Source organism: Pseudomonas sp. 382 (assembly GCF_002759075.1).
Taxonomy (GTDB): Bacteria; Pseudomonadota; Gammaproteobacteria; order Pseudomonadales; family Pseudomonadaceae; genus Aquipseudomonas; species Aquipseudomonas vlassakiae.
Genome location: NZ_PEMX01000041.1, coordinates 25,307 through 39,564, shown reverse-complemented (window position 1 = coordinate 39,564; position 14,258 = coordinate 25,307). Strand labels below are relative to the sequence as shown.

General features: G+C 65.8%; 14 protein-coding genes. 2 read left to right on the top strand and 12 right to left on the bottom strand.

What is annotated here, in order from left to right:
• Positions 1 to 635: IS3 family transposase (locus CQW31_RS27610; RefSeq protein ID WP_143524246.1), on the top strand; the 635-nt coding region annotated here is incomplete at its 5' end.
• Between the two features lie 647 nt (positions 636 to 1,282).
• Here the strand turns inward: CQW31_RS27610 and CQW31_RS27590 are convergent.
• Genes CQW31_RS27590 through CQW31_RS27535 form a run of 12 tightly spaced genes read right to left on the bottom strand, consistent with a single transcriptional unit; the run spans position 1,283 to position 11,960 of the window.
• The gene (locus tag CQW31_RS27590; protein ID WP_099815913.1) at positions 1,283 to 1,942 is read right to left on the bottom strand and encodes a general secretion pathway protein GspN; all 660 of its coding nucleotides are present in this window, start codon (positions 1,940 to 1,942) and stop codon (positions 1,283 to 1,285) included.
• The gene (gene gspM / locus CQW31_RS27585) at positions 1,939 to 2,325 is read right to left on the bottom strand and encodes a type II secretion system protein GspM (protein WP_099815912.1); all 387 of its coding nucleotides are present in this window, start codon (positions 2,323 to 2,325) and stop codon (positions 1,939 to 1,941) included. The genes CQW31_RS27590 and gspM overlap by 4 nt, the downstream gene beginning before the upstream one ends.
• Entirely contained in the window at positions 2,322 to 3,398 is a 1,077-nt protein-coding gene (locus CQW31_RS27580; RefSeq protein WP_099815911.1) for a GspL/Epsl periplasmic domain-containing protein, read from the bottom strand. The genes gspM and CQW31_RS27580 overlap by 4 nt, the downstream gene beginning before the upstream one ends.
• Complete coding sequence (locus tag CQW31_RS27575) at positions 3,395 to 4,033, bottom strand: type II secretion system protein J (protein ID WP_099815910.1); 639 nt, start codon at positions 4,031 to 4,033, stop codon at positions 3,395 to 3,397. Before CQW31_RS27575 ends, CQW31_RS27580 begins: the two co-directional genes overlap by 4 nt.
• Positions 4,030 to 4,398 carry a type II secretion system protein GspI gene (locus CQW31_RS27570; RefSeq protein ID WP_099815909.1) on the bottom strand — a complete coding sequence of 123 codons (369 nt, stop codon included), beginning with the start codon at positions 4,396 to 4,398 and terminating at the stop codon, positions 4,030 to 4,032. The genes CQW31_RS27575 and CQW31_RS27570 overlap by 4 nt, the downstream gene beginning before the upstream one ends.
• Positions 4,395 to 4,832, bottom strand: coding sequence for a type II secretion system minor pseudopilin GspH (gspH, locus tag CQW31_RS27565; protein ID WP_099815908.1), 438 nt, complete (start codon positions 4,830 to 4,832; stop codon positions 4,395 to 4,397). Before gspH ends, CQW31_RS27570 begins: the two co-directional genes overlap by 4 nt.
• Before the next feature lie 3 nt (positions 4,833 to 4,835).
• Positions 4,836 to 5,270, bottom strand: a complete 435-nt coding sequence (gene gspG, locus CQW31_RS27560; RefSeq protein WP_054886254.1) for a type II secretion system major pseudopilin GspG — start codon at positions 5,268 to 5,270, stop codon at positions 4,836 to 4,838.
• 17 nt (positions 5,271 to 5,287) lie between these two features.
• Positions 5,288 to 6,490, bottom strand: coding sequence for a type II secretion system inner membrane protein GspF (gene gspF / locus CQW31_RS27555; protein WP_054886253.1), 1,203 nt, complete (start codon positions 6,488 to 6,490; stop codon positions 5,288 to 5,290).
• A gap of 3 nt (positions 6,491 to 6,493) precedes the next feature.
• Positions 6,494 to 7,942 carry a GspE/PulE family protein gene (locus CQW31_RS27550; RefSeq protein ID WP_054886252.1) on the bottom strand — a complete coding sequence of 483 codons (1,449 nt, stop codon included), beginning with the start codon at positions 7,940 to 7,942 and terminating at the stop codon, positions 6,494 to 6,496.
• Entirely contained in the window at positions 7,942 to 9,876 is a 1,935-nt protein-coding gene (gene gspD, locus CQW31_RS27545; protein ID WP_371858398.1) for a type II secretion system secretin GspD, read from the bottom strand. Before gspD ends, CQW31_RS27550 begins: the two co-directional genes overlap by 1 nt.
• A gap of 21 nt (positions 9,877 to 9,897) precedes the next feature.
• Entirely contained in the window at positions 9,898 to 10,323 is a 426-nt protein-coding gene (locus CQW31_RS27540) for a pilus assembly protein PilZ (protein WP_099815907.1), read from the bottom strand.
• A complete protein-coding gene (locus CQW31_RS27535; protein WP_099815906.1) occupies positions 10,320 to 11,960 on the bottom strand; it encodes a lipoprotein UxpA in 1,641 nt (546 codons plus the stop codon). Before CQW31_RS27535 ends, CQW31_RS27540 begins: the two co-directional genes overlap by 4 nt.
• Positions 11,961 to 12,184: 224 nt before the next feature.
• Here CQW31_RS27535 and CQW31_RS27530 point away from each other — a divergent pair, with 224 nt between their 5' ends.
• A complete protein-coding gene (locus CQW31_RS27530) occupies positions 12,185 to 14,254 on the top strand; it encodes a PhoX family phosphatase (protein WP_099815905.1) in 2,070 nt (689 codons plus the stop codon).
• The last annotated feature ends 4 nt before the right edge of the window (positions 14,255 to 14,258 follow it).

Below are 14,258 nucleotides of genomic sequence, written 5' to 3'. Positions count from 1 at the left end.
AGGACAAGCTGGTGAACAAGAAGGTCGTTGAACGACTGATGGCTGAGCAAGGGTTGAAGTCAGTGGTACGGCCTAAGAAATACCGTTCCTATCGTGGTGTTGTCGGCAAGGTGGCGGCGAATTTGCTGGAGCGAAATTTTGTTGCCCAACGGCCTAATCAGAAGTGGGTGACCGACGTGACTGAATTCAAGGTGGCGCAACAGAAGCTCTATCTCTCGCCGGTGATGGATTTGTACAACGGTGAAATCGTGGCGTACGAAACGGCCAAACGTCCTTGCTACAGCCTGGTTGGGAACATGCTCGACAAGGCCCTCGACTGCTTGGGAGAGAAGCCGAAGCTTGTGCTGCATTCAGATCAGGGATGGCATTACCAGCAGGCTCAGTATCGTCACAAGCTCCGTGGGCGAGGCGTGAAACAGAGCATGTCGCGCAAGGGCAATTGCCTGGACAACGCGGCCATGGAAAGCTTCTTCGGTACGCTCAAATCTGAATTTTTCTACCTGAAGCGCTTTGAGAGTGTCGATGAGTTGAAAGCGGGCCTGGACGAGTACATCCGCTACTACAACCATGACCGCATCAAACTGAAGCTCAATGGCCTGAGCCCTGTTGAGTACAGGGCTCAGGCTGCAGCATAGAACTGTCCAACTTTTAGGGGGCAGTCCACTGTACCGCCAACAGGATCCGCCTTGGTGCCTGCCTTGGGATATTCGGCGCCTGTGAGATCGAGCGCCGCCCGCGCGGCGCATCGCGGGCAAGCCCGCTCCCACATCTGTTTCGGGCCAGTTACTCCTGTACCGCCAACAGGATCCGCCTTGGTGCCTGCCTTGGATGTTCGGCGCCTGTGAGATCGAGCGCCGCCCGCGCGGCGCATCGCGGGCAAGCCCGCTCCCACATCTGTTTCGGGCCAGTTACTCCTGTACCGCCAACAGGATCCGCCTTGGTGCATGACTGGAGACCGGTGGAGCGGCATCAGCGCCCACCGAGAAATATCGCCATGCCCCTGTTGGCTTCCGCCGATGCATCGCCATGCCCCTACTGGCTTCCGCCGATGCATCGCCATGCCCCTATTGGCTTCCGCCGATGCATCGCCATGCCCCTATTGGCTTCCGCCGATGCATCGCCATGCCAACAAGGCGGTCCCTGTTGGCGGTACAGGAGTAACTGGCCCGAAACAGATGTGGGAGCGGGCTTGCCCGCGATGCGCCGCGCGGGCGGCGCTCGATCTCATAGGCGCTGCACCTGTCATGGCGAACACATGGTAGCCCTGACCCAATCCCCCGTCCTACCAACGCACCTCCCGCTGCCCCGTCAGCACTTGCGGCCCCAGCCACTGTGCGCCACGCAGCAACGGCGTCAGCGCTGACCCATCCTGCAAATTGAACATCACTCGCGCCCTGCGCTTCTCCAGGTCCGCTTCCAGCTTCAACTCATGTTCCCCCTGCTGCACCAATAGCCCACGCAAGCGCCACCCAGCAGAGCAATCCATCTCCACCCAGCCCTGCCCCAACCCCAGCGACCACGGCTCACTCAAGGCCAGATCCGTCACGCTCACCCGCCCCTCGCTGCTTCGACACTGGCGCCCCGCCCCCTGCATGCGCAACTCCCCTTGCCACTGCCCGGCCAGGCGGTAATCCGTCAGTGCCGTCGCCTGAGGCGTCAAAGCCACGGCTTCCAATTGCCAACGCCAGGGCCAGCCTTCGGCGCGCACCTGCCAGGCTTGGCCCTGGAAACCAATCTGTGCGTTGGCCTGCATGCGCCATGGCTGCAACGTCCAGCGCAGTGGCCCAACCGGCCCCAGTTGCTGGGCCTGGCCTTGCCACACGCTGCCGCTGACATCGAGTGCCGACAGGCCAACGCCGCGCGTCCCCCAGGCAGCCGGTAACTCGACCAACAGGGTCAGCGTGAATACCAACCCGCACCACAGCAGCACGCGACGGCTCATGGTTGCATCACCAACTCAAACCGCAGTCCCTTGGCATCCTGCTCCAGCCCCCACTGCAATGGTTGCGCCCCTTCCGCACGCAGGCTCTGTAACCAACCCTGCAACACGCGCTCATCCGCCACCTGCCCCCGCAGTTGCCAGCTTTTGCCTTGCACATCCACATCGGCCAGTTCGATTTGCCGCGACTGGGCTGACTGCCGCAGGCGCTCCAGGCTCACGCCCGGGCCACCCTGCAAGCTTGCAGCCTGCATTGCCAACTCACGCCACTGGCTGAGCTGACGCCACTGCGCCAAGCCTTCGCGCACGACCAGGAAGGCCAACAGCAAGCCGATCAGCCCCCACGCGAACCACAGCCGATGCCGCTGTATCCAGTCCCGATTCATGAGGCCGCTCCCAGGTCGAACACCACCTGCCCGTTCTGTACCTGCACAGCAGCGCCAACTGCACTGGCCATCTCGGCCCATGGCGGCGCGGCGACATCGCCGTCCAGGCGCAGGTGCCAGCGTTGCCCATCGAAACGCGCGGCCTGCAGCCGCCAGGCGGGATGCTGGCGCAACCAGGCTTGCAAACGTGCCTGCAGGTCTTCGAGTTGCCGTTCGCGCACTTGCTGTTGCAGCTGGCTTTGCCGCAGGCGCTTGAGAGCCTGCGCCGCATGCCGGGGGCTGGCCTGTTCACCGGTGACCGCCATTACCTGCGCACGCCAGGTCTGCACCTGGCGCCACTGCTGGGTCAGCCACAGGCCGGCCCAAATGCTGGCCAACACCAGGCACGCCGCAACCAGGCGCAGTTGCTGCCGCGACATTCCCGGCAGCGAGCGCGGCTGACGGGGTTGATCGAGCAGGCTGGGCAGGTTGTCGAGCGGTGCCAAGACAGTTGGCCAAGTACCGGACATAACCCTCTGGGACAGACCCGACCAAGGTTGCCGAGGCAGCTCGCCAAAGGCAGTGGGCCAGGCCAACCAATGCTCCGGCCCGTCCTCCACCCGCCCTTCGCACAGCACTAATTCCGGCGTGCGCTGCCACTGCCAGGCACTGCCCGGCTCGGGCGTCGGCAGCAACTGGAACTCGGCCCAGCAGCAATCCACCTGCAGGCCCCATTCGGCACATTGCTCACGCCATGGCCCCAGCAACTGCCGCTCTACCGCCATCAGGCGTAACTGCCCCGCCTGACGCGAGAGGCAAGCACACAGGATTTCATCCGGGTTCTGCAGCAAGCGGTCTTCCAGCAAAAGCGGCCACTCGTCACGCTTGAGACCCGGCGGTGCCGCCAGTTGAAACTGGCTACAGCATTCCCCGGGAACGATCAGCGCCACCCGTGCTTGCAAGTTCGCCGGGGGCTCACCCTGCCCTTGGCGATGGGCGCTACCCACCTCGACCAGCAACCAGTCCCAGACCTCACCCGGGCGCAGCAACAACCAGGGTCGAACTGGCGCAGTTCGGCGCCATTCAAACTTCATGAGCGCCCCCAGGGGAGAACAAAGGTGCAGACATACGGTGCTCCATCACGCTGCAATTCCAGGCGCACGCCACGACCTGGGTGCGCGGGTTGGTCGGAGGGCCAGGGCAGCCAGCGGCCACCCTGGTGGTAAAGCACATTGATCGCGCTGACCTGCGGCAGTTGCTCGCGCAATTCCCAGCGCGGCTCGCTGGCGGCGTACAGATCCGCCGACGTTTCCAGCAGCAGGCGTTGGTCGCGCGCATCGAAACGCAGACGCTGGCGTTGCAGGCGCGAACCGCCCTCGGCCTCGGGCAAGGCGGCGGCGGCCACCCAAAGCAACTGCTGGCGGTCGGCCTGCCAGTCTAGCCAGCGACTGGCCAAGGGCAGGCGCTGCTCGTACAGCTGGCGCAGCACCGGGCTGTCGAAGCGCCGCTCCAGGGCCAGGCAGAACTCCAGCACGCTGGATTCCTGCGTATTCACCTGCAACCGCTCGCGCACCTTGAGCCAGCCATTGACCAGCACCGAGAGCATGACCCCGAGCAGCGCGGTCAGGGCCATGGCCACCATCAGTTCGATCAGGGTCAAACCTGCCTGGCGTCGCTTTGTGGGCTGATACTGGCCCGCTGGGGGAGCTACGCGACCTTTGTCCGTCATGGCTGCTCCAGAAAAACGGTGTACTGGCCCAGCGGCAGGCGCTGGTCGCGGTCGGCATACAGCAGCAATTCACCCCGCCGCAAATCGCGCACACCGGTGCGGCGCAGCTGCATCTGCCAGTGGCAGGCCTGGCCACCTTGTTCAAGTACGCCATTGACCTGGTTGCTGGCTGGCCAGTATTGCTCGACGGTGAAGCGCGCCTGCAGCTCGCGGGCGCACAGCACGCCCAGACGATGCTGCTGCACGTTGCTCTGTACCGCCAGGCGCTGGCGCAACACCTGGCTGGTGATGACCGCCAGCACCGCGGCGATCGCCAGGGCCACGGTCACTTCCAGCAAGGTGAACCCGCGCTGCCGGCGTTTCATGGCGCCATCATCACGCGCAACTGGCCGTCGCGGCCCCACTCCCAACGCTGGCTGCCGCCGGCCCAGCGCCAGCTCACCGAACCCGGCTGCGCCCAGCCCTGCGGGGTGAACAGCACACGCGGCTGGGCGCTGGCCGGCCAGTCTGGGCGCAGGCCTTTTGGCCAGTCAGCCGGGGCGCCTGCCTCGACCACCCAGCCATCGCCATCACGGCGCACGAACTCAGGCCGCTGGCCGGTCCAACGCAGCCCGCGCAGCTGCCCGGCGTGCCGAGCCAGCGCGGCCTGGGTGCGGGTTTGCCAAGCCAGGCGCTGCAGAGCCTGATCGACGCTGGACTTGCTGCTGTCGAGCCAGGCCACCGCCATGCTGGTCATGAGCCCTGCGATGGCCAGTACCACAAGCAATTCGAGCAAACTGAAGCCGCGCTGGCCTGGCATACGTCAGAGCGCCCAGTTGCCCAGGTCGGCATCCTGGCCTTCGCCACCGGGCACGCCATCGGCCCCCAGCGAATACACATCGACCCGCCCATGTTCACCGGGCATGCGGTACTGGTACGGGGTGCCCCAAGGGTCTTCCGGCAGGCGGCGTACGTAACCGTCGCTACGCCAGCTGCGTGGCAGCGGTTCCTGGGTCGGCTTCTTTACCAGGGCGGCCAGGCCCTGTTCGTTGCTGGGGAAGCGCAGGTTGTCCAGGCGATACATGTCCAGCGCCTGTTCCAAGGTCGCCAGGTCGGCCATGACCTTCTGTTTCATGGCCTTGTCCTGGTTGCCCAGCACGCTGGGCGCGACCACGGCGATCAGCAGGCCGATGATGAAGATCACCACCATGATTTCCATCAAGGTGAAGCCCCGCTGGCGGTTGCGTCGTTGCTGCATCGAAGTGCTCCTTGTGTTCACAATTGCAGGCCCTGGTTGAGTTGCATGATCGGTAACAGCACCGCCAGTACGATGAACAGCACCACGGCGCCCATCACCAGGATCATCAGCGGTTCGAAAAGCGCCATGGCGGTGTCCACCTGGCGGGCGAAGCCGCGCTCCTGGTCGTCGGCAACGCGTTCGAGCATGTCGGGCAAGGTACCGCTGGCCTCGCCACTGGCGACCATGTTCACCAGCAGCGGCGGAAACTGCTGGCTGACATCCAGGGCCCGGTGCAGGCTGGTGCCGCCCTGCACTTGCTGGCGCACCTGGTCCATGGCCAGGCGAATGCGCCGGTTGCCGACGGTCTCGGTTGCCACCTGCAGGGCTTCGAGCAGGGCCACGCCACTGCTGCAGAGGATCGCCAGGCTGCGTGCCAGGCGGGCGCTTTCCAGCACCTGCAGCAACACGCCGAGACGCGGCAGGCGTAGCAGCAGTTCATCACGGCGCAGGCACCAGTGCGGCTTGCGCAGCAGCCAGCTACCCAGCACGCCGGACAGCAGCGCCAGCCCCAGTAACCACGGGCCGGCATGCACCAGCCCCTGGCTCAGGCCGATCAGCAGCGAAGTGATCAGCGGCAGGCTTTGACCCGCGTGGGCGAACTGCTCGGTGAGTTTGGGCACGACGAAGGTCATCAGGCCAACCACCACCGCCAGCGACACGCCCATCAAAACGCAGGGGTAGATCAGCGCGGTGCGCGCCTTGTGTTGTTGGCGTTGCACCTGTTCAAGGTGATCGGCCAGGCGGGTCAGCACCTGGGCCAGGCGGCCAGAGCGCTCGCCGGCCTCGACCAGCGCGCAATACAAACCGGTGAACGGCGCACCTTGCCGGGCGAGGCTGCGGGCCAGCCCGAGGCCTTCGGCGAGCGAGCCGCGCAGGGCCACCAGCACGGCATGCAGGGCCGGTTCGCGCAGCTGGCGTTCCAGCGTGGCCAGGGCATCGACCAGGGGGATACCCGCGCCGGTCAGCGTCGCCAACTGGCGCGTCAGCTCGCACAACTGCGCACGGCTCAGGCGCTGACGGCGCGGTTGCCGGCTGCCGGCCTCATGGCGTTGTAGCTGGCGCGGGAACAAGCCTTGCTCGCGCAGCAACTGGCGCGCATGGCGTTCGCTGTCGGCCTGCAGGCTGGCCTTGTGGGTCTTGCCGGCGAGGTCGACGGCCTGGTAACGGAAGGTCGGCATCGGTCAGCCCTGTACCACGCGCAGCACTTCGGCCAGGCTGGTTTCGCCGCGAGCCAGGCAGTCGCTGGCCATCGCCACCAGGCTTTGCCGGCGCTCGGCCAGGTAGCCCTGCATGGCCAGTTCACTGGCGCCGTCGTACAGCAGGCCGACCAGGCCGGCGTCCAGCTCGATGAATTCGTAGAGCCCCAGGCGCCCGACATAACCACTGCCCTGGCACTGCGCGCAACCGACCGCGTGATAGCTGCTGTGCAGCGCTGCCAGCTCCGGCCAGAGGGCGCGTTCGGCCGCTTGCAATGGCTGCGCAACAGCGCACTGGCACAGGCGCCTGACCAGGCGCTGGGCCAGTACGCCGCGCAGGCACGAGGCGATCAGGAACGGTTCGATGCCCATGTCGCGCAGGCGCGTGACGGCGCCCACCGCGCTGTTGGTGTGCAGCGTCGACAGTACCAGGTGGCCGGTCAGGCTGGCCTGCACGGCGATCTGCGCGGTTTCCTGATCGCGGATCTCCCCGAGCATGATCACGTCCGGGTCCTGGCGCAGAATGGCCCGCAGGCCGCTGGCGAAGGTCAGCCCGGCGCGCGGGTTGATGGCGGTCTGGCCGATGCCGGCAATGGCGTATTCGACCGGGTCTTCGACGGTGAGGATATTGCGGCTGCCGTCGTTGAGGCTGTTGAGGCTGGCGTACAGCGTAGTGGTCTTGCCCGAGCCAGTCGGGCCGGTGGACAGTACGATGCCGTTGGGCCGCGCCAGGCAGCTGCGCAGGCCCTGCAGCACGGCGGCAGGCATGCCCAGGTTGGCCAGCGCCAGCAAGCTGGCCTGCTTGTCGAGCACCCGCATCACCACGCGCTCGCCGTGGATGCCGGGTAACGTCGATACCCGCACGTCCACTTCCCGGCCGGCTGCGCGCAAGGTGATGCGGCCATCCTGGGGCTGGCGCTTTTCGGCGATGTCCAGCCGCGCCATGACCTTGATCCGCGACACCAGCATCGCCGACAGTGCCCGCGGCGGGCGCAGCACCTCGCGCAGGTGGCCGTCGACGCGCAAGCGCACCACCAGGCTCTGTTCGAAGGTTTCGATATGGATATCCGACGCACGCAGGCGCAGCGCCTGGCCGAACAGGCCGTTGATCAGGCGGATCACCGGGGCTTCGTCATCGCTTTCGAGCAGGTCTTCGATGCGCGGCATTTCGCTCATCAGGCTGTCCAGGTCGACCTGTTCACCAATGCCTTCGATCAGCGCTTCGGTTGCCCCCGCGCCTGCCTCGTAAAGCTGGCCAAGACGCTCATCGAACGCCGCAGGCTCCAGGTACTCCAGCACCACCGGCCGGCCATGCACGCGCAGCAACTCCTGCAATTGGTCGCTGTCGGCATCGCGGCGCAACCACAGGCGCCAGCCTTGCTCGGCCGGCGCCATGGCCAGCCCGGCCTGGCGGGCCAGGCGATAAGGCAGCATCACCAGTTGCCACCTTCGAGGCGCGCGCGGCTGGCGGGGAACACCTGCAGCAACGGGGTCCCTTCGGCCAGGCCGGGCAACTGCAACGGCGTGGTCTGCTGCAGGGTGCGGTACTTGTCTTCACTGAGGCCGGCCAGGCTTGGTCCGTCACGGAGGATGCGCGGGCGGATGAACACCATCAGGTTCTGCTTGGTGTTCTTGCTGGCATCGGAACGGAACAGCCGCCCCAGATAAGGAATGTCACCGAGCAACGGCACACGCTGGTCACTGGTGCTGAGCTCGTCGCTGATCAGGCCGCCGAGGATGACCAGGCCATTGTCCTCGACCATGACCTTGGTCTTGATCTCGCGCTTGTTGGTGATCACGTCGCTGGCAGCGCGGGATTCGGCGATCGACGAAACTTCCTGAACGATGTCCAGGCGCACGCTGTTGTCGACGTTGATCTGTGGCTTGATGCGCAGCTTCACCCCCACTTCCTTGCGCTCGATGGTCTGGTAGGGGTTGGTGTTGTTCTGGGTCACCGAGCCGGTCACGAACGGCACCTCCTGGCCGACCAGGATCGACGCTTCGGCGTTGTCCAGGGTCAGCAGCGTGGGCGTCGACAGCAGGTTGAAGCCGCTCTTGCCCTTGAGTGCATTGATCAGCATGGCAAAGTTGAAACCGCCGCCGATGTGGCCGAAGCCGGCAGTGGCGCCCGTAGTGGAGGACAGCAGCTCGCCGAGTGCCTCGTTGTCACCACTGGCCGCCGCACCTGCGATGTTGGCGATGTTCACGCCGTTGCTGCCAAAGTTGACGATGCCGGCACCGAACTTCTCATCGGCGAACAGCCACTGCACACCCAGTTCCTGGGCACGGATGTCGGACACCTCGGCGATGATCGCCTCGACCACCACCTGGGCACGGCGGATGTCCAGCTGCTCGACGATGGAGCGATAGGCTGCCAGTTCGCTGTCGGGGCCGACCATGACCACGGCGTTGGTGCCCTCTTCGTATTCCAGGCGGATGCCGGAATCGCTGGCAGCCGCCATCACCGGCCGCGCCTTGCCCTCCCCTTCGCCAGCCGCTTCGCCGGGTACCGCGCCTTCCTGGCTAAGGCCACGCAGCACCTTGACCACTTCCGCGGCGTTGGCGTGGCGCAGGTACATGACCTGGGTGTTGCTGCTGTGCTGGTTGTCGCTGGGGCGGTCGAGCTGGCCGAGCAACGCCCGCAGCCGGTCAGTGCTGCCACGTACCAGCAAGGCATTGCTGCGCGGGTCGGCGACCACTTGGGTGCTCTCGGCGCCCTGTTCGCGGGCCAGCAGGCGGGTGAGCAGCTGCGCGGTGTCGGCAGCGCTGGCGTGGCGCAATGGCATGACCTGCAGCGGCTCGTCGCTCACCTGGTCGAGCTGGCGCAGCAGGCTGTCGATGCGTTCAAGGTTGCTGCGCCAGTCGGTCACTACCAACAGGTTGGCTGCCGGATACGGCGTGATCACCCCGACCCTGGGGTCGATCAGCGGCTTGAGGATGCCAAGCATCTGCTCGCTGGCAGCATTGCGCACATTGAACACCCGGGTGGCCACGCCGTCACTGCCTGCGCTCGGTTTGCCAACGGGTTCGACCGGCACCGGCTCCAGGCGCGCAGCCTGGTCGGGGACGATCTTGACGCTGCCGTTGGGCAGGTCGACAGCCGCGTAGCCCTGGGCACGCAGCTGGGCGAGAAAGATGTCGTAGATGGCATCGGCGTCGTGGCGGTCGACGGTGCGCACGGTGACCTTGCCCTTGACCCGCGGGTCGACGATGAAGGTGGTGCCGGTGATGCGCGACACGCTGTCGATGAACTCGCCCAGCTCGGTGTCGACGAAGTTCACCTCGTACAGCGGTGTGCCGCTTTCATCGAAGGTTTCCGGCTCTTCTGCCCAGGCGAGAGACAGGCACAGGCTCAAGGCTGCGGCCATGCAGTATCTGGCAAACATCATTCATCCTTGCCGCTTGAAGCCGGTCACGACAGGGCGTGGCGGCCAGGGCAGGCGTTCGCGCCGCCCCTGGTTGTCGAAAATCAGGCCATCGGCATTGATGTCCTGCAATACGATGCCCGGTGCCAGGCGTTGACCGCGGCCGAGGGTGCGAACCTGCTGGCCATAGCGCAGCACCACCACGCTGGCCGACAACGGCTGGGCCTTGAGGCCCCCGAGGTACTGCAACGGCAGGCGGGTGATGGCAATCGCGCCGTCATCGACCGCTGGCTGCCAGTGACCGATCAGCAGGCCAGGTAGCGGTGTGGTGGCGACCTGCGCCGGGCTGGCCGGTTGCGGCTGGCGGCTCAGTTGCAACACGCACTGGGCGGCCAGCCAGCCGGCCAGGGTCAGCAGGCCGCCAGTCATCAGGCGTGAAGCCCGGCTCACGAAACGGCCTGCCGCGGGTGCCAGCCTGGGTGACCCTGCACGTAGCGCACCTCGGGCAATGGCAACGACGCCAGTTGCCAATCGGTCTTCTGCCGCGCCAGCCAGGCCTCGACCCGCTGCCACAGCGGCTCGCCCGCCCGGGCTTCGAATTGCAGGCCAAAGGTGCGGCACATGCCCTGCACCGCGTCGATACCGCTCACGCGCTTGCCTTGCGGGCTGTAGCTGACACGCCAGGCCTGGCCCTGCCAACGCGGCAGGTCCTGGCTGTTGTCGAGCAGCAAGGGGTCGCCGAACAGTTGCTCGGCTGCGTTCTCCAGCACTTGTTCAACTTGCCGGGCCGGGGCCTCGACGACGGGTGCCGGGTAGCCACCGGTCAGGCTGATCAAGTGCTCGCGAGTGATCGCCTCGCCTGCCGCCAGGGGGTAGTCGTAGCGCAGACCCGGCAGCAGCACCGGCAGGCTGCTGTCATCGGCCAAGGCTTGGTGCAGCAGGCGGTCCCAGCTACCGCCACGGGTATCGCGCCGCCACATGGCCTGGGGCGCACGCGCCAGTGGCTGGTCGAGCCACGCTGCGTGGCCGGCCCGTTGCTGGCGCAGCTCACCCTGCAGTTGGCTGGCGCGCATCTGCGCTGCAGGCGACAGGTAGCGTGCAAACGCCGGGAAGAACTGCCCGTCGAACTGCCAATGCCCAGCCACCTGCTTGCAGCGCAGACGAAATGCGCCACTGCCGCGGCATCCGGCAAACAGCACAGGCACCCGACGGCCGCTGGCCTGGGTGGCTTGAACCGGTACCGGCCACAGGTCCTGACCACGGGCACAGAGCAGTACATCGGCTTCGGCCAGTCGCTCGGCCAGCCAAAGGCCCGGCCCGGTGCCGACATCGGCCATCGCCACCACCAGGTCGGCCTCGCGCCGCGCCTGCTCGAAGGTCGGCAGCAGTGACTGGTACCACTGTTTGAGCGAGCCCTTCTGGTCTTGTGCATAAGGGTCAGTGACACCGACCACGGCGATCCGGGCAGCGCCGCGCTCGAACACCTGCAGAGGCTCCAGGCCCAACGATTTGCGCTGCTCTTGTGCCAACCCGGCAGCAAGGGTGACAGCGCCAGACTGGCGGTAGAGCGCCGCGCTGCGCTGGGGCCAGAGCACGCGTTCATCGCTGCTGACCCGTGCTTCGCTGCCCAGCAACTGACTGCCCTGCACGCCGCTTTCGCCCTGGGTCAGGTAGGCCAGGCCGCTACCGTTCCAGCCCTGGCCGTTCTCCAGGGTCAGGCTGTTGCCCGGCCCGGCTTCGTTGCGCAATTGCTCCAGCAGCGCACCCAGCACCGCATAGCCGCCAAGCGTTGCGCCCGCCGCCTGGTTCGCATCGAGCAAGGGTGCCAGTTGCGGATGTGCCAGGCTGGCACTGGCACCGGTCATCCACGGTGCCCGGCCCAGCTGGCTGACCGGGCCCAGGCGCGTGGCTGGCACGACCGGCAAACCGGGCTGGCGGGCATCGAGGGTGTCAGCGACGTACAACAGATCCACACTGGCGCTGCCGCCACGTTGGCCTGGCAATGCGGAACAGGCGCCGAGCAACGGCGCCAGCGCACCGACACCCATCCAGCTGATCAATTCGCGCCTGTTAACACTGCTCGCCATCGGGCCCGCCATCCTTATCCGAGTTCTCGTTGGGCCCCGGATGTTGCGGCGTTGGCATGACAGTTTGATGTCAAAAATCCGACAGACATTCCAAATTGATCTGTCTGATTTTGAAATAAGAACTTACAGTTTTAAAAACCCGTTCATATTTCTGCCAATGAATCATCACAGTAGCGCCCTAAAGTCGCGGTTTCCTCTAACTCAGCCACTACAAGGACATCCTGATGAGTCGAGATACCGGCGATAACCTGGACCGCAACCAGAGCGGCAACCTGCCGATGGCCAGCGTGATGGACGCCTACCTGAGCCGTCGTAGCGTGATGCGTGGCAGCCTGGGCGCCGCCATAGCCATGATCGCCGGTACCGGCCTGACTGGCTGTTTCGACAGTGGTGGCGGTTCCGATGACGATCCAGCACCGCAACCGCCGGTAACCGAGCCGACCGAACCGGAAGTCCCGAAACTGGCCCTGGGCTTCCAGTCCATCGCCGGCTCGCGCACCGACGCCTGCGTCGTCGCCGCCGGTTACAGCGCCTACGTGCTGGCGCCTTGGGGCACGCCGCTGAACAGCAACGCCAACCCGTGGAAAGCGGACGGCAGCAACACCTCGACCGACCAGGCCAACGCCATGGGCATGCACCACGACGGCATGCACTTCTTCCCGATCAACGGCAGCTCCGAAGACGGCCTGCTGGCGATCAACTTCGAGTACATCGACACCGCGGCCTTGCACCCCAACGGCCCGACTACCGATGCCAGCGGCAAGCGCCCGGTCGAAGAAGTGCGCAAGGAAATCAACGCCCACGGTGCCGGTGTGGTGCGCCTGCAGAAGGTCAACGGCCGCTGGCAGGTGGTCGACAACGACCCGCTCAACCGCCGCTTCACCACCGCTTCGCGCATGGAGCTGACCGGCCCGCTGCGGGGTACCGACCACGTCAAGACCAAGTACTCGGTCGATGGCACCCACTGCCGCGGCACCAACAACAACTGCGGCAATGGCTACACCCCGTGGGGCACCTACCTGACCTGCGAAGAGAACTGGCCGGGCATCTTCGTCAACAAGGGCACCCGCCCCGAAGACCAGCGCCGCATCGGCGTGGGCACCTCCAGTGGCCAGTACAAGTGGGAAAGCGCTGCCGGTGACAGCAGCGAAGTGGCCGATGAATTCGCCCGCTTCGACGTCACCGTCAAAGGTGCCAGCGCCACCGACGACTACCGCAACGAAGCCAGCACCTATGGCTACATCGTCGAGATCGACCCGTACAACAGCAGCACCCTGGCCACCAAGCGCACCGCCCTGGGCCGCTTCCGCCACGAAGGCTGCTGCCCGGGCCTGCCGGTGGTCGGCAAGCCGCTGGTCTGGTACATGGGCGACGACTCCAACAACGAATACCTGTACAAGTGGGTTTCCACCGCCGTCTGGGATGCCGCCGACGCCAACCCGGCCGACCGCCTGGCCACCGGGGCCAAGTACCTGGACCAGGGCAAGCTGTACGTTGCCCGCTTCAATGCCGACGGCACCGGCGTGTGGCTGCTGCTCGACGTGAACACCGCCACCACCGGCGGCAGCACCCTCGGTGCGCTGTACGGCGACCTTGCCGGCATCATTCTCAACACCCGGGGTGCCGGTGATGCAGTAGGCGCCACGCCCATGGACCGGCCGGAGTGGACCGCCGTCAACCCGCTCAACGGCGATGCCTACCTGACCCTGACCAACAACAGCGCGCGCACCCCGGAAAAGGTCGATGCAGCGAACCCGCGCGGCCCGAACCGCCACGGCCACATCATCCGCTGGCACGACAGCGACGACCAGCTGAGCTTCACCTGGGACATCTTCGTGTTCGGCGCCAACGCTGCAGGGACCGCCGACATCAACCGCTCCGGCCTGACCGAACTCAACCAGTTCGCCAGCCCCGACGGCATGAGCTTCGATAGCCGTGGCGTGCTGTGGTTCGAGACCGACAACGGCGAAACCACGCTCACCGACTACACCAACGACCAGCTGCTGGCGGTGATCCCCACCGACCTGGTCGATGCCAGCGGCAAGCAGGTGCCGATCAATGCCCAGAACCAGACGGCCCTGCGCCGCTTCTTCGTCGGGCCGAACGGTTGCGAGGTGACCGGCATCAGCTTCACGCCGGACAACAAGACGATGTTCATCAACATCCAGCACCCGGATAACTGGCCGTATACCGACAAGGCGACCGATGCGACTCCGGCAGGGACCAAGGTGAGGCCACGTGCTACGACGGTGGTGATCCAGCGGGATGATGGTGGGGAAATCGGTACTGCTTGATTCC

Bases quoted from the DNA above. Each gene is read 5' to 3' on its own strand.
- CQW31_RS27550 (WP_054886252.1), bottom strand. From the start codon at position 7,942: ATGCTGCCTTATCGCCTGGCCCGCCAGGCCGGGCTGGCCATGGCGCCG.
- CQW31_RS27575 (WP_099815910.1), bottom strand. From the start codon at position 4,033: ATGACGGACAAAGGTCGCGTAGCTCCCCCAGCGGGCCAGTATCAGCCC.
- gspG (WP_054886254.1), bottom strand. From the start codon at position 5,270: ATGCAGCAACGACGCAACCGCCAGCGGGGCTTCACCTTGATGGAAATC.
- gspH (WP_099815908.1), bottom strand. From the start codon at position 4,832: ATGCCAGGCCAGCGCGGCTTCAGTTTGCTCGAATTGCTTGTGGTACTG.
- CQW31_RS27590 (WP_099815913.1), bottom strand. From the start codon at position 1,942: ATGAGCCGTCGCGTGCTGCTGTGGTGCGGGTTGGTATTCACGCTGACC.
- gspM (WP_099815912.1), bottom strand. From the start codon at position 2,325: ATGAATCGGGACTGGATACAGCGGCATCGGCTGTGGTTCGCGTGGGGG.
- CQW31_RS27570 (WP_099815909.1), bottom strand. From the start codon at position 4,398: ATGAAACGCCGGCAGCGCGGGTTCACCTTGCTGGAAGTGACCGTGGCC.
- CQW31_RS27580 (WP_099815911.1), bottom strand. From the start codon at position 3,398: ATGAAGTTTGAATGGCGCCGAACTGCGCCAGTTCGACCCTGGTTGTTG.
- gspD (WP_371858398.1), bottom strand. From the start codon at position 9,876: ATGGCCGCAGCCTTGAGCCTGTGCCTGTCTCTCGCCTGGGCAGAAGAG.
- CQW31_RS27535 (WP_099815906.1), bottom strand. From the start codon at position 11,960: ATGGCGAGCAGTGTTAACAGGCGCGAATTGATCAGCTGGATGGGTGTC.
- CQW31_RS27530 (WP_099815905.1), top strand. From the start codon at position 12,185: ATGAGTCGAGATACCGGCGATAACCTGGACCGCAACCAGAGCGGCAAC.
- gspF (WP_054886253.1), bottom strand. From the start codon at position 6,490: ATGCCGACCTTCCGTTACCAGGCCGTCGACCTCGCCGGCAAGACCCAC.